The sequence below is a fragment of the Streptomyces sp. NPDC029159 genome (assembly GCF_055564055.1).
Map to the genome: position 1 here is coordinate 354,087 of NZ_JBVHWT010000002.1, position 18,820 is coordinate 372,906.

Genomic DNA, 18,820 nt, shown 5'->3' on the forward strand with positions numbered 1-18,820 from the left:
CGCGGTCACCTCCGGTACGAGGCGGACCGGACGGCCCGCAGAAGTCGGGAGAACAAGGGGGAGCGGGTGAGCCGGGCCAGTGGCCCGGTGCGGGGCGGCCGGGGGCCTGCCCGGTCCTGCCACCACCGGGTGAGCCGGGCCCGTGCCGCGGCGTCGTCCGGCCGCCCCTGCGCCAGCAGATGGGCGGCGAAGTCCAGGGCGTCGCGCCGGTGGCCGCCGGTCAGCGGGCGGCCGCGGGCGTAGGCGAGGAACGCCGGGCGATAGCCCGCCCCCAGGATCTCGGGCAGCTCGGGCGCGATCTTCGCGATCACCGTGGCCCGCTTGGCGACCAGCGCCCGCCGCTGCACCTCCAGCCGTACGGGATCGAACCCCTCGGGCACCGGCGCCCCGGCGACCAGCGCCGCCAGCAGCTCTTCCTGGGCACCGGCCAGGCGGGCACGGGCGGCCTCGGTGGCGTCCGGGGCGGCCGTGGGCCGGGGGGCGTGCGCCGTTCCGCGGGCGCCCGGTGCGGACGCCTGGGCGCCCCGGGCGTCCGCCGTCCGTATCGGGCCGCGGTCCGGTCCACCGTCAGGCCGCCGCGTCATGCCGGGCCCCCTCCAGCACCGCACGGATCGCGGTCAGTTCCCCGGTCAGCTCACCGGGCTCGGGGAAGTCCTCGTCGCGCTCCAGCAGCACCCCGGGCGGCACCGTCCGCGCGCACAGCTCCGCGAGGACGTCCAAGACCGGACGGGTCACCGGATGGGCGTGGCTGTCGTGCCACACGCCGTCGCGCTCCACGCCGCCCGCGACGTGCACATAGGCGAGCGCCTCCAGCGGCAGCGCGTCCAGGACGGTGGCGGGATCCTCACCCCGGTTGACGTGGTTGGTGTGCAGATTGGCGACATCGACGAGGAGCCGCACACCGGTCCGCTCGACCAGCTCGGTGAGGAACTGCCCCTCGGTCAGCTCCTCATCGGGCCAGGAGAGGAGCGCCGCGATGTTCTCCAGCGCCAGCGGCACCGGCAGCGCGTCCTGGGCGATCCGTACGTTGGCGCAGAGCACGTCGAGCGCGTCGCGGGTGCGCGGCACCGGCAGCAGATGGCCCGCCTCCAGCAGGGGCGGACCGGCCGCCCGGCCCCCGGCGCGGACGAATGCGATGTGCTCGGTGACCAGCGGCGCGTCCAGCGCCACCGCGCGCTCCGCGAGCGCCGCCAGCCGCCCCGGGTCGGGCCGGTCGGCGCCGCCCAGCCCCAGCGACACCCCGTGCGGGACCACCGTCAGCCCCCGTGCGCGTATCTCCTGGAGCGCCGGCGGCAGATGGCCGGGGCAGAGGTTCTCGGCCACCACCTCGACCCAGTCCAGGCCGTCGAACCCGGCGATCTCCGCGGCGATCTCCGGCCGCCAGCCGATGCCTGTTCCCAGGCGTTCCATGTGCTCCCCCTTGCACTGCTGTACTTACCGTTACTTCGCCCCGGCGCCGCCCGCCGAACCCTGCGCGCACCGGTTTCAGAGCCGGATTTGAGCTTCCCCCGTGCTGCCCTTGCCGCGGTGACCGGCGCTGCGGGCCGTAGGGGGTGTCAGCGCGCCGCCTCGAACCCGGCGGCCGCCCCCAGGGCCAGCAGCACCCCGCCGGTGGCCTGATCCAGCCGCTTCCGTACCCGGGGACGCTGGAAGAAGGCACGCGCCCGGTGGACGGCGCAGGCGAGGGTGCCCAGCCACACCACGCCCAGCACGGCGTGCACCGCCACCAGCAGCAGCGTGGTGGCCACCACTGGTGCGCCGTGCGGGATGAACTGCGGCAGCAGCGACAGGTAGACGACGCCGACCTTGGGGTTGAGGACGTTGGTCAGCAGTCCGGTCCGGAACGCCCGCAGGGGCGAGATCCCGTCCGCCCCCGCGCCGTCCGCCGTCCCCTCGGCGGTGGCCGGGGCCGCCTCGCCGGGGGCGGTGCGGTGGCGCCGCGCGGTCCGCAGGGCCTGGACGCCCAGCCACATCAGATACAGCGCCCCGGCCACCCGCAGCGCGCCGTACGCCGCCTCGGAGGCGGACAGCATCGCCGTCAGCCCGACCGCCCCGGCCAGCCCCCAGACGAAGCACCCGGCGGCGATCCCGAAGGCACTGCACAGCGCGGCCCGCCGCCCCGAACCGAGCGCGGTGCGCAGCACGACGGCGAAGTCGGGCCCGGGCGAGATGGTCAGCAGCGCGGCGACGGCGGTGAAGCCGAGGAGAGACGTGAACACGCCACAAAGGTACGGGTCGGGTTCCGGCCACCGGCAGGGGCCCCGGGCTTCCGTACACCTTGGCTGCGCCAGGCGCGGCGACCTGCCGCCGCCCTCTACGGGCGCCGCCCCCCGGGCAGCGGGCAGAACCGCTCGCCGCCCTCCGCCACCACGGTCGGCCCGGGGGCGATCTCGGTGAAGCCCGCGTCATGGACCACCGGGAGCCCGCTGCGGGTCAGCCCGTCCCAGGTGTCCGCCGGCGCGGTCCGTACCGACAGCGGGAAACCGGCGTCCCGCCAGGCCGCGCGCTCCGGTGCGGACAGCTCCCACCAGGCCAGCTGTGCGCCGTGCCCGGCCTGCGCCATGGTCTTGCCCGCCGACATCGTCACGCCCGGGTTGAGCCACAGCACCGGATTCCCCGAGGCCGGCGCGGACGGCGGCTCCGGGTCGTCCAGTTCGGTGCCGGAGACCTGGAGGCGGGCCAGGTCCTTGGGCCAGCCGTCGAGCGGGACCGGGGGATGGACACGGACCTCGGCCCGGTCGCCGGTCACCGTGATCCCCGGCAGCGCCTCGGCCCGCCGCCACTCGGCGCCGCGCGCGCGGCGCACCACCTTGCGGATCCGGGCGTCCTGCCAGTCCCGGACGGCCGCGGCCCACTCGCCGTCGCCGTTGGCGCGGGCGTCGGAGAGCAGCACCAGCACGGCGCGGGCGGCCGTCTCCAGGGCGTCGGTGCGCGCCGGGGGATCGGTCCGCTCGATGCGGACGACGAGCGGCAGGACGAACTGCGGTGAGGCGTCCCGCTCCGCCGCGCTCCTCAGGTGCGCCCCGACCGCGGTCGAGGAGGCGGAGTCATGGGCTTCGGTGCTGGTCATCCGCCCAGTGTGCCAGCCGCTCCGACGCCGTCCGCGTGCCGATCGGTGCGGCCTTGAAGGCCCTCCCTGGGGCGGCGAGGTCCGGGGAACGGTCCCGCGGCCGTCGCCGTTGGCACGGTGAGGACGGGGACGGAACGACGAGGGGGAGAGATGCGACTGGACGGCGTCGGCCGGAGGTACGGAGTGCGCGGGCCGTGGGTGGTGCGCGGGGTGGACCTCGATCTGCCGGAGCGCGCGCTCGTACGGATCGAGGGGGCCAACGGCAGCGGGAAGTCCACCCTGCTGCGGCTGTGCGCCGGGATCGACCGGCCCACCACGGGCCGGATCCGCGGCCGCCCCCGCACCGCGTACGTCCCCGAACGCTTCCCGCCCGCACTGCCGTTCACGGCTCTCGGGTACCTCACCCACCTGGGCCGGGTGCACGGACTGCGCGGCCCGGCGGCGGCCCGGGCGGCCGGGGTGTGGCTGGAGCGGTTCGGCGCCGCCGGGCACGCCGGTACGCCGCTGTCCGCACTGTCGAAGGGCACCAGCCAGAAGGTGGCGGTCGCCCAGGCGCTGCTCGCCGCACCGGAGCTGCTCGTCCTGGACGAGGCGTGGACGGGCCTGGACGCCGCGGCCCGCGGTGAGTTGGACCGCGCGGTCGCCGAGCGGGTCGCCGACGGCGCGACGGTCCTCTTCGTCGACCACGACCCCCGGCGGCTGGCCGGTGCGGCCGACGCCTGCCACCGCATCGTCGACGGACGGCTGCGCCCCGCGCCGCCCTCGGCCGCAGCGGCCCGCACCGTGGTGGCCGGGCCCCGGGTGACGGTCCGCGCCGAGTCGCCCGGCGCCGGAGCGGAGCTGCCCGAGGGGCTGCCGGGGCGGCCCGTGACCGTGCGGGAGCCGGACGGTACGGCCCGGCTGACGGTCCCCGCCGCGTACTCCGACGCGCTGCTGCGGGCCCTGCTGACGGCCCGTCCGCCCTGGCACATCCGGACGGTGACGGCGCCGGCGGAGCGGCCACCGGGCGGCGACGCCGTACCCGGTGCGGGGGAGCCGGGCGGAGGGGCGGCAGTTCCGGGCACCGCTCCGGTCGGCCCCGACTCCCTGGAGGCGACCGGTCCGGCCGGGACAGGCCCCGCCTCCCCGGCCGTTGCCCCTCCGGCAGGCGCGGAAGGAGGCCCCCGGTGATCGCCCTGATCCGCTACCAGGCGGCCCTGCTGATCGGCTCGCACCGCTGGCTGCCGCCGATGCTGCTGTACGCCGGGTTCCTTGTCGTCGGCATCGGGACGGGCAGTCCGGTGCTCGACGCCTTCGCGTTCGCCGCGGCGGCGCTGCTGCCGCTGACGGTCTGGCTGACCCGGGTCTGTGTGACCAACGAACCGCCCGCCGCCCGTAGTTGTGTCACGGCCGCGGCGGGCCCGGCGCGGGCGCACCTCGCGGCGGTGGTGACGGCGGCCCTCGCCACGCTGCCGCCCGCGCTCGCGGGGACGGCGTTCGTCGCGCTCTTCTCCGACCCCCGCTCCAACGACCAGCAGGTCACCGTGGCGCTGCTGCCGGCGACGGCCTGCGGGCTGGCGGCCGCCGTGGTCTGTCTGCTGCTGGGCACCGCGGTCGGGGCGGTGTGCAACCGCCCGGTGCTGCACGGCACCGCCTGGCCGGTCTGCGCCGGTCTGCTCGGCTGCGTCCTGCTGGTCCTCCCGGCCCTCTCACCCGCCAGTGCGGTGGTGCGGGGCCTGGTGGCGGGCTCGGTGAGCGGCACGGCCGTGATGCCGTGGCTGCCGCTCGCCGCCGCGATACCGATATCCGCCGCGGTGGTGGCCGCCGTCTGCCACCTCGCCGCCCGCCGGGGCTGACGGCCGGCACGGCGCACCGGCGGGGCGGGCCGCCCCGCCGGTGGGTGCGCTAGGCGCCGGTGACCAGCGGACCCGCGTCGCGGGCCAGGGCGGTGAGGCGGGAGATCGCGCGGAAGTACTTCTTGCGGTAGCCGCCGCGCAGCATCTCCTCGCTGAACAGCTCGTCGAACGCCTTGCCGGAGGTGATCACGGGCACCTCACGGTCGTAGAGCCGGTCGGCGAGGACCACCAGACGCAGCGCGGTCGACTGGTCCGGCACGGCCTGCACATCGGTGAGGCAGACCGCCTCGATGCCGTCGCACATCGCGCCGTAGCGGCTCGGGTGCACCTTCGACAGATGCTCCAGAAGAGAGGGGAAGTCGTCGAGCGAGGCGCCCGGCGTGCGGTACGCGGTGCGGGTGACGGTCTCGTCGTCATACGGGGCGGGCGCCTCGGGCAGACCGCGGTGGCGGTAGTCCTCGCCGTCGATGCGCAGCGGCCGGAAGTGGGCGCTCAGGCCCTGGATCTCACGGAGGAAGTCGGCGGCGGCGAAGCGGCCCTCGCCGAGCTTGCCGGGCAGCGTGTTGGAGGTCGCGGCCAGCGCCACACCGGACTCCACCAGTCGGGACAGCAGGCTGGAGACCAGCACCGTGTCGCCGGGGTCGTCCAGCTCGAACTCGTCGATGCACAGCAGGCGGTGGCCGCCGAGGGTGCGGACGGTCTCCTGGAAGCCGAGCGCGCCGACCAGGTTGGTCAGCTCGACGAAGGTGCCGAACGCCTTGCGCTCGGGCGGGGCGTCGGTGGCGTGCCACAGGGAGGCCAGCAGATGGGTCTTGCCGACGCCGTAGCCGCCGTCCAGGTAGACGCCGCGCGGGCCCTTGGGGGCGGCGGGCTTCTTCGCGAACCAGCGGCGTCTGCCGCCGTTGGCCGAGGCGCCGCCGCCGATGCTCGCGGCGAAGGTGCTGAGCACCGTCACGGCCTCGGCCTGGCTGGGCTGCTTCGGGTCCGGGATGTAGGTGTCGAAGCGGGCGCCCTGGAAGCGCGGCGGCGGCACCATCTCGGCGACCAGCCGGTCGGCGGGGACGTGCGGGGCGCGGGAGGTCAGCGCGGCGGGCGCGGCGTCGGCGCCGTCCGGCGATGCGGCTATCGGCGCGGACGGAGAGGACGAGGGCTGGGAAGACGACACAGCGCTCCAGCCTAGCCGCTCCGTGGTGGGTCGAGGGCCGCCGGGCGAGCCATGTCACACTGCGGCCCATGCGACGCCTGTACCCCCTCCCCGCCCCTGCCCCCGCCCTCCCGGACCCGGCCGCGGCGCCGCCCGGCCCGGACGCCGTCACCGACCGCGAGTGGGCGCTCGACGAGCTGGCGGACGCCTATGCGTACCCGGCCGAGGACGATCCGCTGCGCGCCGGGCGGCCGGGCTGGCTGCGCGCCAACATGGTGGCGTCGCTGGACGGGGCGGCGCACCACGAGGGCCGTTCGCAGCCGCTCTCCGGCACCGCCGACATGCGGATCTTCGGGGTGCTGCGGGCGCTCGCCGATGCGGTGGTGGTCGGCGCCGAAACGGTTCGTCAGGAGGGGTACCGGCCGGCCCGCGCCCGGGAGGCGTTCGCCGCGCGCCGGGCCGCCGCCGGACAGGGCCCGGCCCCCGCCGTCGCCGTGGTGACCGCCGGGCTGGGCCTGGACTTCACCCTGCCGCTGTTCACCGGGTCGCTGGTGCCCACCCTCGTCGTCACCGGCGCCGGGGCCCCGGCCGAGCGGGTGGCCGCGGCACGGGCGGCCGGGGTGGAGGTGCTGTTCGCGGGCGAGGGGCAGGGCGTCGACCCCGCGCGGGTCCCGGCGGTGCTGGCCGCGCGGGGCCACCGGCGGCTGCTGACCGAGGGCGGGCCGTCGCTGCTGGGGCAGTTCGCCGCCGCCGGGGTGCTGGACGAGATGTGTCTGTCGCTGGCGCCGGTCGTCGCGGTGGGCGACGCGCCGCGGATCACGGTCGGCCCGTCGGTCGCCGTTCCGGAGCGGTTCGCCCTGGCGTCCGTCCTGGAGGAGGCCGGGTTCTTGTTCACCCGATACCGTCGAAGCTGACAATCAGCGGAATTACCCGTTCCGCTTAGCTTCCTTTGGGCACACTTAGAGCCAACGGAACCCCCGTGTGACGGCGGGGGCAGGATGGTTTCTGTGGGGTGCCGCGGCATGCCGTGCCCCGGAAGAAGAGAAGAAGGGCGTCCGTCGTGTTCACGAGCGTATTGATGATCGAGAAGCCTCTGACGCCCGCCGACGTCGATTTCGTCACCACGCTGCACGGCGACGACCCGGTCTCCTTCGTCGTCCTCATGCAGCCGCGCGGTGCGCAGGACCTGCTGCTGCGGGCCATCGACGACGTCGCCCTGGGCGAGTTCGACGACGCGGTGCGCGAGGGTGAGGAGCCGGAGGGCGACGCGGCGGACGCACCGGCCGAACGCGCGTTGGCGCACACCCTCGCGGCGCTGCGCGCCACCGGCGCCGAGGCCACCGGGCAGGTCGCCGAGCGGCATCCGCTGGACCGGCTGCGCGAGATCGTCGACGAGACGGGCGCGGACGAGGTGATCGTGCTGACCACCCCCCACTTCGTGGAGGAGTTCTTCCACCGCGACTGGGCCTCCCGCGCCCGCCACAAGGTCGGCGTACCGGTCCTCAAACTGTTCTCGCACGCCCCGGAGGAGCCACCCCAGCCGCAGGAGTGAGCCGCCCGTCCGCCACCTCGACGACCGCATCGACCGCCGTCAGATGCGACCGGTCGTGCGTGACCAGCACCGTCGCCGTGCCGCGCCGGTGGGTGAGCGTGGTCAGCAGCTCCAGCACCGCCGCGCCGCGCGCATGGTCGAGGGCGCTGGTCGGCTCGTCCACCAGCAGCACGGCCGGGTCGTTCATCAGCGCCCGCGCGATGTTGACGCGCTGACGCTGACCGCCGGAGAGCTGGTGCGGCCGCTTGTCCGCCACACCGTCCAGCCCGACGGCGGCCAGCAGCTCCCGCGCCCGCTGCCGCGCGGCGCGGGCCGGGCGGCCGTCGAGGTGGGCCATGACCTGGAGCTGTTCGGCGGCGGTCAGCGACGGCAGCAGGTTCGGCTGCTGGAAGACGGTGCCGACGGTGGTGCGGCGCAGCGCCGTCAGCGCGGCGCGGCCCAGCCCGGTGGTGTCGCGCCCGGCGAGCACCACCCGGCCGCTGTCCGGCGTGATCAGCGTCGCGGCCACCGCCAGCAGACTGGACTTGCCCGAGCCCGACGGCCCGATCACCGCCGTCAGGGACCCGGCCGGAACGGTCAGCGAGACGCGGTCCAGCGCGGTCAGCCGGGTGTCGCCGTCCGGGTAGGTCAGCGTGACATCGGTCAGTTCGAGGCTCATCGGGCACTTCCCAGGGCGGTCAGCGGGTCCACGGACGTGATGCGGCGGATGGCGAGGGCGGCGCCGGCGGCACCCAGCGCGATCATGATCAGCGCGGGGACCAGCACGGTCGACGGCGTGAGGACGAACGGCACCGCGGTGCCGACGACCGCGCCCAGCCCGGCGACGAGGGCGGCGCCCACCCCCGTACCGAGCACCAGCAGCACGACCGCCTGGCCGAGCGCGTCCTTCAGCAGCCGCCCGGTGGAAGCGCCGAGCGCCTTGAGCACCGCCACGTCGCCGCTGCGCTGGATCGTCCAGACGGTGAAGAACGCGCCGATGACCAGCGCCGAGATGACGAACAGGAACCCGCGCATCAGCTGCAGCGAGCCGTTCTCGGCGGTGTACGAGCCGATGCCCGCCAGCGCCCCGGCCGACGTCACCGTCGTGGTGCCGAGCCGTGCGTCGGCGGCGGCCAGATCGGCGCCGGACGCGGTCAGCGCCACCACCGTCGCCCCGTCCCCGCCGCCGGGCAGCGCCCGCCACTCGTCCAGCGCCGTCCAGACCACCGGGGTGTGGCTGTACATCGCGGCGCCCGACACGGCGCCGACCGTCACGGTGCGGCCCCCGAGGGTGAGCCGGTCGCCGCGGGCGAGGCCCAGTTCGTCGGCGGCCTTCTGCGACAGCACGGCGCGCCCGGCCACCGGCGCGCCCTCGGGCACGAGCGCCGATCCGGGCCCGACCCCGAACACCGACACGGCGGCGGTGTGCCGCCCCGCCTCGGCCTTGGTGGTGGCGATGCCCAGCGGTTCGGCGCGCGCCACGCCCGGCACCGCGGACCAGGCGTCCACGGTCTTCCGCGACAGCCGGGAGTCGGTGAACGAGACCGCGCCGCCGTCGGCGGGCTTCGAGAACACCAGGTGATCGGCGGGGAGCGCAGTGATCGCCGAGGTGTTCTCCCGGCCCAGGCCCGCCGTCAGCCCCGACAACAGACCGACCAGCACCGTGATGAGCACGATGACCGTGCCCATCAGGGCGAACCGGCCCCTCGCGAATCTCAGATCCCTCCAGGCGACGAACACGGCCCCATCCCTCTTGTTCCACGGTGGCCGGGCCCACTGCCCGGCGGATGGCTCCACCGTCCCGCCCCGGGGCGGGACGGGGCATCGCGCCCGGGAGCGGTTCCCCCGGATCGAAAGGTGCGGCGGCCGCTCAACCTTTCGATGGATGCCGCTCCCCGGCGCGGTGCCTAACCTGGAGAAACCGTGACCGACCTCGCCCTGACCCCCGCCGTGCGGGTGCTGCGCAGCTGCCTGCACCTGATGGTGGCGGCGCTGCTCGCGCTCGCCGCCGCCCGCGCCGTCGTCGGCGGCGACCCGCACACCCCCGCCGTCGTCGCCGTCTCCGCCGTCCTTCTCGGCTGCTACGTCGCGGGCCCGCTGCTGCCCGGCGTCCGCCCGCGCAGCGGCGGCGCGGCCCTGTGGCTGACGCTCCTCGCGGCCGTCTGGACCGTGCTGCTGGCGCTCACCCAGGACGGCGTCTGGCTCGCCTTCCCGCTCTACTTCGTCCAGCTGCACCTGCTGGCGCCGCGCTGGGCACTGCCCGCCGTCGCCGTCACCACGGTCGTCGCCGTCGCCGGGTTCGCCCGTCACACGGGGACGCTGGGCGTCGGCACGGTCATCGGGCCGGTGCTGGGCGCCGCCGTCGCGGTCGCCGTCGTCCTCGGCTACCAGGCCCTCTACCGGGAGAGCGAACAGCGCCGCCGGATCGTCGAGGAGCTGACCGCCACCCGCAGCGAACTGGCCGCCGCCGAGCACGCCGCCGGGGTGCTGGCCGAACGCGAACGCCTGGCCCGGGAGATCCACGACACGCTGGCGCAGGGTCTGTCCAGCATCCAGCTGCTGCTGCGGGCCGCCGAACGCGCCCTGCCGTCCCGCCCCGAGGCCGCACTGGGCCACGTCGTGCACGCCCGCGCCACCGCCGTCGACAACCTCGCCGAGGCCCGCCGCTTCGTCCGCGAACTGAGCCCGCCCGACCTGGAGGCCGGCTCGCTGCCCGCCGCCCTGGAGCGGCTCTGCGCCACCACCGCCCGCGCCTCCGGCCTCGCCGTGCACTGCCACCTCTCCGGCACCCCCGCCGAACTCCCCACCCCGCACGAGGTCGCCCTGCTGCGCATCGCCCAGTCCGCGCTGGCCAACACCGTCCGGCACGCCGGGGCCCGCCGCGCCGAGCTGACCTTGAGCTACATGGACACCGAGGTCGCCCTGGACGTCGTCGACGACGGCACCGGCTTCGACCCCGGCGCCCCGCCGCCCGCCGCCGACGGCACCGGCTTCGGCCTCGCCGCCATGCGGGCGCGCGCCCGCGCCCTGCACGGCGCCCTCGCCGTCGAATCCGCCCCCGGCGAGGGCACCGCCGTCGCCGTCACCCTCCCCCTGCCACCCGCACCCGCAGAGGCCGCCCCGTGACCGACCCCGCCCCGATCCGGCTGCTGCTCGCCGACGACCACCCCGTCGTACGGGCCGGACTGCGCGCCGTCCTGGAGACCGAACCGGGCTTCGCGGTCGTTGCCGACGTCCCCACCGCCGAGGAGGCCGTCACCCTCGCCGCGCTGCCGGGCATCGACGTCGTCCTGATGGACCTCCGCTTCGGCGGCGAGATGCGCGGCTCCCAGGCGACCGCCGCCATCACCGCCCGCCCCGGCGCACCCCGCGTCCTCGTGCTGACCACCTACGACACCGACGCCGACATCCTCGCCGCCATCGAGGCGGGCGCCACCGGCTACCTCCTCAAGGACGCCCCGCCCGAGGAGCTGGCCGCCGCCGTCCGCGCCGCGGCGGCCGGGAAGTCGGCCCTCGCCCCGACCGTCGCGCTGCGCCTGATGGACCGGATGCGCGACCCCGCCGTCGCCCTGTCGCGCCGCGAGACGGAGGTGCTCCAGCTCGTCGCGGACGGCCTGTCCAACGCCGAGGTCAGCAAGCGCCTCTTCCTCAGCCAGGCCACCGTCAAATCCCACCTGGTGCACATCTACGCCAAGCTCGGCGTCGACTCCCGTACGGCGGCGGTGGCGGCCGCCACGGCGCGCGGGCTGATCCGCCGCTGAGCCCGCCCGCCGCCGTGGCGCGGAGCGGCCGGGCACGCGTTGTCGGAGGTGGGTGCGAGAATCGACCGCAGCACGAGAGCCGCGACGATCAGGGAGTCACCCATGGCAGCCGCCATCCCAGCCTCGATGGACCGACCGCACTTCATCGGCATCGGCGGAGCCGGTATGTCGGGCATCGCCAAGATCCTCGCGCAGCGCGGCGCCCGCGTCGCGGGCAGTGACGCCAAGGAGTCCGCGACCGCCGCCGCCCTCCGCGAGCTGGGCGCCACCGTCCACATCGGCCACGCCGCCGAGCATCTCGCCGCGGACGCCACCGCCGTCGTCGTCTCCTCCGCGATCCGCGACGACAACCCCGAGCTGGCCGCCGCCCGGGAGCGTGGTATCCCGGTGGTGCACCGCTCCGACGCGCTGGCCGCCCTGATGGACGGCGTCCGCCCGATCGCCGTCGCCGGCACCCACGGCAAGACGACGACCACCTCCATGCTCGCCGTCTCCCTGACCTCGCTCGGCCTCAAGCCGTCGTACGCCATCGGCGGCGATCTCGACGCCCCCGGCTCCAACGCCGAGCACGGCACCGGCGAGATCTTCGTCGCCGAGGCCGACGAGAGCGACCGCAGCTTCCACAAGTACGCGCCCGAGGTCGCCATCGTCCTCAACGTCGAGCTGGACCACCACGCCAACTACGCCTCGATGGACGAGATCTACGAGTCCTTCGAGACCTTCGCCGGCCGCATCCGCCCCGGCGGCACGCTGGTGATCTCCGCGGACCACCCCGGCGCCCGTGAGCTGACCGCGAAGATCGCCGGGAAGTTCGACATCCAGGTCGTCACCTACGGCGAGTCCAAGGACGCCGACGTCCGCATCCTGAAGATCAACCCGCGCGGTCTGACCAGCGACGTCAGCGTCTCCCTGGCCACCGGCCGGATCCTGACCTTCACCGTCTCCGTCCCCGGCAGCCACTACGCCCACAACGCCGTCGCCGCCCTCGCCGCCGGTATCGCCCTGGGCCTGCCGCCGCACAACCTCGCCTCCGCGCTCGGCACGTACACCGGTGTCAAGCGCCGCCTCCAGCTCAAGGGCGAGGCGGCCGGCGTGCAGGTCATCGACTCCTACGCGCACCACCCCACCGAGGTGACCGCCGACCTGGAGGCCATCCGCGGCGCTGCCGCCGAGGACGCCCGCGTGCTGGTCGTCTTCCAGCCGCACCTCTTCTCCCGCACCCAGGAGCTGGGCAAGGAGATGGGCCAGGCGCTCGCCCTCGCCGACGCCTCCGTCGTCCTCGACATCTACCCGGCCCGTGAGGACCCGATCCCCGGCATCACCAGCGCCCTGATCGTCGACGCCGCGCGCGCCGCCGGTGCCGACGTCACCGCCGTCGCCGACCGCACCGCCGTCCCGGACGCCGTCGCCGGAATGGCGAAGGCCGGTGACCTTGTTCTCACCATGGGCGCGGGCGACGTCACCGACCTCGGCCCCGCGATCCTGTCCCGCCTGGCCGGCTGAGCTGAGGAGACCCCATGCCGTACGAGATCGACAAACCCGATGAACAGTGGCGCGCCGAGCTGAGCCCCGGCGAGTACCAGGTGCTGCGGCAGGCGGGCACCGAGCCCGCCTTCGTCGGCGAGTACACCGACACCACCACCGAGGGCGTCTACTCCTGCCGCGGCTGCGGCGCCGAGCTGTTCCGCTCCGACACCAAGTTCGCCAGCCACTGCGGCTGGCCGTCCTTCTACGACCCGAAGGACTCCACAGCGGTCGAGCTGATCGAGGACCGCTCCCACGGCATGGTCCGCACCGAGGTCCGCTGCGCGAAGTGCGGCTCCCACCTGGGGCATGTCTTCGAGGGCGAGGGGTACGCCACCCCGACCGACCAGCGGTACTGCATCAACTCCATCTCGCTGCGGCTGACGCCCGACGCGGGGTGACGGGCCACTCAGGAACAGGGCGTCGTCACGCAGGAGCGAACCTCGTGGGGCGGCGCCCTACCGGCGCTTGGCGGAACGGGACCGGCGATGATGTCCTTCCCCAAGTGTTCCTTGATCAGGTAGACGGGGACACCGCCGGATCGGACACCACGGCGTCACGCAGCAGCTGCCCGAGTTGATCGGCCTTGTGCTCCACCCCGATCGTGCGGTCGATGGCGAGCTGTACCTGGTGGGCGACGTACCCCTGTTTCCCTTCACGCTCTCGGCGATTCGATCTTGTGCGGTGGGGAGAGCGTGTGAACCAGCTGTTCTGGTGGTCCGGTCTGCTCGACCGTGGCTAGGCTGATCAGCTCGGTACGGTGCGGGCGGAGGGGGCTGATCCTGGTGGCGGCGGTGTCCGGAGAGCGGCGGCGCAGGGCGGATGTGGTGCGCTTCTGGCGAGCGGTCGAACTGTTCAGCCCGCAGAAGGCCCCAGCCGTCAAACCGGCCGATCAGGTGTTCGCCGTCAGACAGGACCGGCCGCTGCCGTGGGAGGACGGCGCGCGGCTGCCGAGGCTTCGCCCGAAGCACACCTGGCAGCACACCGTCTACTGCGGGGTGTTCGCCATCGAGCGGGTACGGGATGTGCTCGACGAAGTCTTCCCCGACTCGGCGGGCGAGGACCGCGACGGCAGGATCAGCGGCGACAGTGCCCTCATGTCGTTCACCGTCAACCAGGACGGCCTGCTTCTGAAGGACTCGGTCTTCTTCTCGGCCTGTGCCTGGGCGGTCGGGCGTACCCGGTCGCCGGGGCCGTCCGACGCGCGCTGGCTGGACGGGTTCGCCGAGGACGCCGAGGCGTGTGAGCGACAGATGCTGGACCTGGGGGACGGAAAGCTCGATGTACAGGGCGGTCGCTCCGGTCCCGGAGGGCTCCTGGCAGTCGCCGGGAAGCTGGTCGCCGACGCGATGACCGGCGGAGTGGTCTCAGGTCTTGGTGACCTCGTGCGCGGTGCAGTGGGTGAGGCGGTCCAAGGAGTGGTGGGCAAGGCAGCGCAGTCAGCTGCCGGCAAGGCCACCGAGACGTTGGCGCAGGGGACGATCGACGCCGTACGCGAGCACGGGAGCGACGACGGTACGGCCCCGGGAGGAGAGGCGGACTCCGGGCAGCGGATGCCGGACAATCTCGGCACCCGCCCGCTGGCCTTCGAGGACATAGCCGCCTTCACCGCATGGCTGGCCGGACAATTCGGGGTGACCGCCGATCTGGTACCCGATGCCGCCCGGGTGAAGAGCGTTCAGGTGCGTGAAGACCGGGACGGCGAGACCGTGGCGCAGGACTTCCTCAACAGCTTCATCGCGGACGACCTGGAGCGGGTGGCGGCTGAGCTGACGCAGGGCAGCACCGGGCCTGCCCTGGAGGCATACCTGACGGAAACCCCGGGGATCGACACCGGACGGCGCCAGGACGTACGCGAGCGGCCGGAAAAGGTGTGGGAAGGCGTGGCCCCGGAGCACATTCCGTTGGGCAGGTGGCCCTCTGCCACCGACCGGTCCCTGGTACTCAGCCAGCAGTTCGCGGTGAACAAGCTCCTTGCCGCACTGGACGGCAGCGGCGGCGTCTTCTCCGTGAACGGACCGCCGGGCACCGGCAAGACGACCATGCTGCGCGACGTCATTGCCGCACTGATCACCCGAAGAGCTTGCGCACTGGCCGAACTGCCCACACCGCAGCATGCCTTCGGCAAGAGTCACAGCTGGCGTAACGAGCAGTTCTCCCGGACCGTCCGGGAGCTGAAACCGCAGCTGGCAGGCTACGAGATGGTGGTCGCCTCGGCCAACAACGGAGCGGTGCAGAACATCACCGACGAGATCCCCTCCCTGGGCGCAATCGCCTCGCAGTGGAGGGGCGAAGCTGCGTATCTGTCCGAGCAGGCGTCGCTGATGCTGGGCGGAGCCGATGCGTGGGGTGCTGTCGCGGCACGCCTGGGCAATCGTAAGAACCGGGGTGAATTCACCGAGAGCTTCTGGTGGGGCAACCTGCGGGAGAAGGCCCCACGAGGCGGGACGAAGCGCACCCGTACGGACCTGGGGCTGTTCCACGTGCTGAGCGGACGGAGCGGGCAGCCCACGGAGCCGGTCGACTGGGCAGAGGCCGTACGCCGCTTCAAGACCGCACGCCGGACGGTGGAGCAGATGCGGGACGAGCGCCAACGGGTGGCGCAGGCCCTACGGGACCTTGCCGGGGCACGAGCGGATCTGGCCGAGAGGGTCGGGGGTCTCGCACCGGCGGTCGAAGCGCTGCGTTCCTTGCGTCGGAGGGCCGCTGCGGCCTTGAGCGAGATGGAGCGTCTGCAAGAGGCTGAGCAGGAAGCCCGGGAGCGTCAGTACGATCACCGGTCTCTTCAACCGGGCGTGCTGCAAAGCCTGTTCACCGGTGGCCGCGCCAATCGGACCTGGCAGGACGAGTACGAACGCCTCACCGGGCTCGTCGAACAGGCAGCCGGGGCCGTCACGGTGGCGCGAGCGCGGCTCGACGGGGCTCGGCGCGAGGCGGACGCCGCCCAGCGCCTGATCGAGACGGTACGTGCTCGGCAGGCCCGGGTGGATACGCTGGAGCAGACCGTGCGGACGGCAGGTGAGCGCTGGGGCGCGCACGTTCCCGATCCGGCGGACTTCACCCCGGAAGCCGACCGGGAGACCGTTGAACGCCGTGAGAAGTCCGCCCCCTGGGCCGACGAGGAGTTCGCCGCTGCCCGCACCCGGCTGTTTCTCGAAGCGCTGCGTCTGCACCGGGCCTTCTTGAGCGCCGCGGGTGACGTCATGCTCAAGAATCTCCATGCGGCCATGGACGTCGTCGGCGGTGACGCACCGAAAGACTTGAAGCCGGCAGCCGTAAGGGCCGCATGGCAGAACCTCTTTCTCACCGTGCCGGTCGTCTCCACCACCTTCGCCTCGTACGACCGGCTCTTCGCCGGCCTCGGCAGGGAGGACCTCGGCTGGCTGTTCGTGGACGAGGCCGGGCAGGCATCTCCCCAGATGCCGGTGGGGGCGCTCTGGCGCAGCCGCCGGGCGGTCCTGGTGGGCGATCCGCTGCAGCTGGAGCCGGTCGTCGTCCTCCCGTGGACGGCCCAGCAGCGGCTGCGGGAGCACCATCATGTGACACAGGAGTGGGTACCTTCGTGGACGTCCGCCCAGCAGGTGGCGGACAGGTTGGGATGTTGGGGCACGATGTTGCCCGCTCAGCTCCCCGATGGATCGACGCAGGCATGGGTCGGCTCGCCGCTGCGCGTCCACCGGCGCTGTGACGACCCGATGTTCACCGTCAGTAATGAGATCGCCTACGGCGGACTCATGGTGCACGGCGTCGGCGACAGAGGCGAGTTCGGCCCGCTACCGCGGAGTTTCTGGTGGGACGTGCGCTCCCAGGAAGCGAGTGGCAAATGGGTGCCGGCCGAGGGGAGCGCGCTCGTCGATGCCGTGAGCCGCCTCTTCGACGAAGGGCTGCCGCGGGACGAGCTGTATGTCATCAGCCCCTTCCGCGAGGTCGCGGCGCACGCGGCGGACGTCCTCCGGGATCTGGTCCCGTACGAACGCGTCGGTACGGTGCACACCGCACAGGGCAAGGAAGCGGACGTCGTCGTCATCATCCTGGGGACACACCCTGACGCGGCCGGCTCCCGACGCTGGGCCGCTGCCAAGCCCAACCTCCTCAACGTCGCGGTCAGCCGGGCCAAGCGCCGCCTGATCGTGATCGGCGATTACGAATCGTGGCGTGGGCTGCGTCACTTCTCGGCCCTTGCGCCTCAGCTTCGACGTTTCACCCGGTAGACGGTGGTTGGCCCCAAGCCGGCCGGGGCACGCGCATCGCGCGCCCCGGCCCGCTCTCAGCGCTCCACCGTCACCGCCGTCACCACCAGACCGTCGGCGACCAGCCAGCCCCCGTGGAAGGTGGTGAGCTGCTGGCCGTCGATCTGAGGGCCCTCGACCAGCAGCCGGGCGGTGAACGACGCGTCCGTGGGGTCGAGGGTGAGGACGGCGTCCTCGAAGCCCAGCCAGCGGCCGGTGAGCGGATACCACGCCTTGTAGACGCTCTCCTTGGCGCTGAAGATCAGCCGGTCCCAGTGGATCTCCGGCTGGGCCGCCTGCAGCGCGGGCAGCGCGGCGCGCTCCTCGGGCAGGGTGATGAGGCCGAGGACGCCGGGGTCGCGGACGGGTTCGTTGGGCTCCGCGTCCAGGCCGACGGAGCGGACGTCGGTGGCGCGGGCGACGGCGGCGGCGCGGTAGCCGGTGCAGTGCGTCATCGCGCCGACCAGCCCCTCCGGCCACCGGGGCGCCCGGTCGGCCCCGGGCACCAGCGGCGCCGGCGGGATGCCGAACGTCGCGAGCGCCGCGCGGGCACAGGACCGTACGGTGCCGAACTCCCGCTGCCGGGAGGGGACGGCGCGGGCCACGGCCGCCCGCTCCTCGGGGAACATCTCGTCCAGCGGCCGGTCCTCGAACGCCTCGGCGGTCGCGATCGGCGGCGGCAGCAGCTTCTCGATCATGCCGGGACCCCGGCGGTCACGGGCGGCAGGATCTGCACCGGGCGCCCCGGCTCCTTCGCGCGCGGGCGCCATTCGCGCGGATAGCCCAGCGACACCTCCTGGTGCGGGATGCCGTCGCAGGTCAGCAGGCGCGGGATGTGCAGATGGCCGTAGACGACGGTCCGGGCGCGGAAGCGGCGCGGCCAGTCGTCGGTGGCCGCGCTGCCGCACCACAGGGAGAACTCCGGGTAGCGCAGCGGCCGCAACGGCTCGCGGACCAGCGGGAAGTGGTTGACGAGGACGGTGGGCAGCTCCTCGGGGATCTCCTTGAGCCGCGCCTCGGTGAGGGCGAGCCGCTCCCGGCACCAGGCGTCGCGGCTCGGGTGCGGATCCGGGTGCAGCAGGTACTCGTCGGTGCAGATCACGCCCGCCTCCTGGGCGGTGGCGAGCGCGGAATCCTTGTCGTGGGTGCCCGGCGGCCGGAACGTGTAGTCGTAGAGGAGGAAGAGCGGCGCGATGACGGCGGGGCCGCCGTCGCCCTCCCAGACGGGGTACGGGTCCTCGGGGGTGAGGACGCCCAACTCGCGGCAGATGGCCACCAGATGCTCGTAGCGGGCGACGCCGCGCAGCTGTACCGGGTCGTCGGGCGGGGTCCACAGCTCGTGGTTGCCGGGGACCCACACCACCTGGGCGAAGCGGTCGCGGAGCAGTGTGAGGGCCCAGCGGATGTCGGCGATCTGCTCGCCGATGTCCCCGGCGACCAGCAGCCAGTCGGCGTCCGACTCCGGCCGTAGCCGGTCGACGATCTCGCGGTTCTCGTCGTACCGGACGTGCAGGTCGCTGACGGCGACGAGCTTCCCGGGCCGGTCGCCCGGCGTGCCGGGGCCGTCGGCGGGCCGGGGACGGTCGGGGGCGTGGGGCAGTGGGCCCGTGGCGCGGATCTCGTAAGTCACCCGCGCAGTAAAGACCGTGGGGGAGGGGGGAGGGAAGGGGCCCCCGGTGCGGCCGGGGCGCGTCGGCCCGGACCGGCGGAGCGCCGCCGGGGCCGG

Annotated in this window: 16 protein-coding genes and 1 pseudogene; 9 read left to right on the forward strand and 8 right to left on the reverse strand. The window is 74.0% G+C overall.

Annotated elements, in window-relative coordinates:
• Positions 1-5: 5 nt before the first annotated feature.
• The 3 genes and pseudogenes from ACZ4U4_RS05750 to ACZ4U4_RS05760 all read right to left on the reverse strand — a co-directional run bounded on the left by ACZ4U4_RS05750 (position 6) and on the right by ACZ4U4_RS05760 (position 3,070).
• Positions 6-1,410: pseudogene (locus ACZ4U4_RS05750) on the reverse strand (MbnB/TglH/ChrH family RiPP precursor modification enzyme).
• Between the two features lie 146 nt (positions 1,411-1,556).
• Positions 1,557-2,219 carry a LysE family translocator gene (locus ACZ4U4_RS05755; protein ID WP_467869287.1) on the reverse strand — a complete coding sequence of 221 codons (663 nt, stop codon included), beginning with the start codon at positions 2,217-2,219 and terminating at the stop codon, positions 1,557-1,559.
• A gap of 95 nt (positions 2,220-2,314) precedes the next feature.
• A complete protein-coding gene (locus ACZ4U4_RS05760; protein ID WP_467869289.1) occupies positions 2,315-3,070 on the reverse strand; it encodes a peptidyl-tRNA hydrolase in 756 nt (251 codons plus the stop codon).
• A gap of 150 nt (positions 3,071-3,220) precedes the next feature.
• Between ACZ4U4_RS05760 and ACZ4U4_RS05765 the strand changes: the two genes are divergently transcribed.
• On the forward strand, positions 3,221-4,240 hold the full coding sequence (locus ACZ4U4_RS05765; RefSeq protein ID WP_467869291.1) for an ABC transporter ATP-binding protein: 1,020 nt from the start codon (positions 3,221-3,223) through the stop codon (positions 4,238-4,240).
• Positions 4,237-4,905 carry an ABC transporter gene (locus ACZ4U4_RS05770; protein ID WP_467869293.1) on the forward strand — a complete coding sequence of 223 codons (669 nt, stop codon included), beginning with the start codon at positions 4,237-4,239 and terminating at the stop codon, positions 4,903-4,905. Before ACZ4U4_RS05765 ends, ACZ4U4_RS05770 begins: the two co-directional genes overlap by 4 nt.
• Positions 4,906-4,954: 49 nt before the next feature.
• Here the strand turns inward: ACZ4U4_RS05770 and zapE are convergent, their stop codons facing one another.
• Positions 4,955-6,070, reverse strand: coding sequence for a cell division protein ZapE (gene zapE / locus ACZ4U4_RS05775; RefSeq protein ID WP_467869295.1), 1,116 nt, complete (start codon positions 6,068-6,070; stop codon positions 4,955-4,957).
• Between the two features lie 68 nt (positions 6,071-6,138).
• On the opposite strand from zapE, the gene ACZ4U4_RS05780 reads away from it, so the two are divergent.
• Both ACZ4U4_RS05780 and ACZ4U4_RS05785 read left to right on the forward strand, forming a co-directional pair.
• Entirely contained in the window at positions 6,139-6,963 is an 825-nt protein-coding gene (locus ACZ4U4_RS05780) for a dihydrofolate reductase family protein (protein WP_467869297.1), read from the forward strand.
• A gap of 164 nt (positions 6,964-7,127) precedes the next feature.
• Positions 7,128-7,601: an indole-3-glycerol phosphate synthase gene (locus ACZ4U4_RS05785; RefSeq protein WP_467869299.1), complete on the forward strand. Its 474-nt coding sequence runs from the start codon at positions 7,128-7,130 to the stop codon at positions 7,599-7,601.
• On the opposite strand, the gene ACZ4U4_RS05790 is transcribed toward ACZ4U4_RS05785, so the two are convergent.
• Both ACZ4U4_RS05790 and ACZ4U4_RS05795 read right to left on the reverse strand, forming a co-directional pair.
• Entirely contained in the window at positions 7,552-8,259 is a 708-nt protein-coding gene (locus ACZ4U4_RS05790) for an ABC transporter ATP-binding protein (RefSeq protein ID WP_467869301.1), read from the reverse strand. The genes ACZ4U4_RS05785 and ACZ4U4_RS05790 overlap by 50 nt on opposite strands.
• Positions 8,256-9,320, reverse strand: coding sequence for an ABC transporter permease (locus ACZ4U4_RS05795; protein WP_467869303.1), 1,065 nt, complete (start codon positions 9,318-9,320; stop codon positions 8,256-8,258). The genes ACZ4U4_RS05790 and ACZ4U4_RS05795 overlap by 4 nt, the downstream gene beginning before the upstream one ends.
• A gap of 240 nt (positions 9,321-9,560) precedes the next feature.
• On the opposite strand from ACZ4U4_RS05795, the gene ACZ4U4_RS05800 reads away from it, so the two are divergent.
• From ACZ4U4_RS05800 to ACZ4U4_RS05820, 5 genes are all read left to right on the forward strand, one after another.
• Entirely contained in the window at positions 9,561-10,706 is a 1,146-nt protein-coding gene (locus ACZ4U4_RS05800) for a sensor histidine kinase (RefSeq protein ID WP_467869785.1), read from the forward strand.
• On the forward strand, positions 10,703-11,341 hold the full coding sequence (locus ACZ4U4_RS05805; protein ID WP_467869305.1) for a response regulator: 639 nt from the start codon (positions 10,703-10,705) through the stop codon (positions 11,339-11,341). The genes ACZ4U4_RS05800 and ACZ4U4_RS05805 overlap by 4 nt, the downstream gene beginning before the upstream one ends.
• A gap of 102 nt (positions 11,342-11,443) precedes the next feature.
• Entirely contained in the window at positions 11,444-12,844 is a 1,401-nt protein-coding gene (gene murC / locus ACZ4U4_RS05810; RefSeq protein ID WP_467869307.1) for a UDP-N-acetylmuramate--L-alanine ligase, read from the forward strand.
• A gap of 14 nt (positions 12,845-12,858) precedes the next feature.
• On the forward strand, positions 12,859-13,266 hold the full coding sequence (gene msrB, locus ACZ4U4_RS05815) for a peptide-methionine (R)-S-oxide reductase MsrB (RefSeq protein ID WP_467869309.1): 408 nt from the start codon (positions 12,859-12,861) through the stop codon (positions 13,264-13,266).
• Positions 13,267-13,650: 384 nt separating this feature from the next.
• A complete protein-coding gene (locus ACZ4U4_RS05820; RefSeq protein WP_467869311.1) occupies positions 13,651-17,076 on the forward strand; it encodes a DEAD/DEAH box helicase in 3,426 nt (1,141 codons plus the stop codon).
• Between the two features lie 56 nt (positions 17,077-17,132).
• Here the strand turns inward: ACZ4U4_RS05820 and ACZ4U4_RS05825 are convergent, their stop codons facing one another.
• The gene (locus ACZ4U4_RS05825; RefSeq protein ID WP_467869313.1) at positions 17,133-17,792 is read right to left on the reverse strand and encodes a 4'-phosphopantetheinyl transferase family protein; all 660 of its coding nucleotides are present in this window, start codon (positions 17,790-17,792) and stop codon (positions 17,133-17,135) included.
• Complete coding sequence (locus ACZ4U4_RS05830; RefSeq protein WP_467869315.1) at positions 17,789-18,724, reverse strand: metallophosphoesterase family protein; 936 nt, start codon at positions 18,722-18,724, stop codon at positions 17,789-17,791. Before ACZ4U4_RS05830 ends, ACZ4U4_RS05825 begins: the two co-directional genes overlap by 4 nt.
• Between the last annotated feature and the right edge of the window lie 96 nt (positions 18,725-18,820).

Bases quoted from the DNA above. Each gene is read 5' to 3' on its own strand.
- ACZ4U4_RS05760 (WP_467869289.1), bottom strand. From the start codon at position 3,070: ATGACCAGCACCGAAGCCCATGACTCCGCCTCCTCGACCGCGGTCGGG.
- ACZ4U4_RS05765 (WP_467869291.1), top strand. From the start codon at position 3,221: ATGCGACTGGACGGCGTCGGCCGGAGGTACGGAGTGCGCGGGCCGTGG.
- ACZ4U4_RS05780 (WP_467869297.1), top strand. From the start codon at position 6,139: ATGCGACGCCTGTACCCCCTCCCCGCCCCTGCCCCCGCCCTCCCGGAC.
- ACZ4U4_RS05785 (WP_467869299.1), top strand. From the start codon at position 7,128: ATGATCGAGAAGCCTCTGACGCCCGCCGACGTCGATTTCGTCACCACG.
- ACZ4U4_RS05790 (WP_467869301.1), bottom strand. From the start codon at position 8,259: ATGAGCCTCGAACTGACCGATGTCACGCTGACCTACCCGGACGGCGAC.
- ACZ4U4_RS05800 (WP_467869785.1), top strand. From the start codon at position 9,561: ATGGTGGCGGCGCTGCTCGCGCTCGCCGCCGCCCGCGCCGTCGTCGGC.
- murC (WP_467869307.1), top strand. From the start codon at position 11,444: ATGGCAGCCGCCATCCCAGCCTCGATGGACCGACCGCACTTCATCGGC.
- msrB (WP_467869309.1), top strand. From the start codon at position 12,859: ATGCCGTACGAGATCGACAAACCCGATGAACAGTGGCGCGCCGAGCTG.
- ACZ4U4_RS05825 (WP_467869313.1), bottom strand. From the start codon at position 17,792: ATGATCGAGAAGCTGCTGCCGCCGCCGATCGCGACCGCCGAGGCGTTC.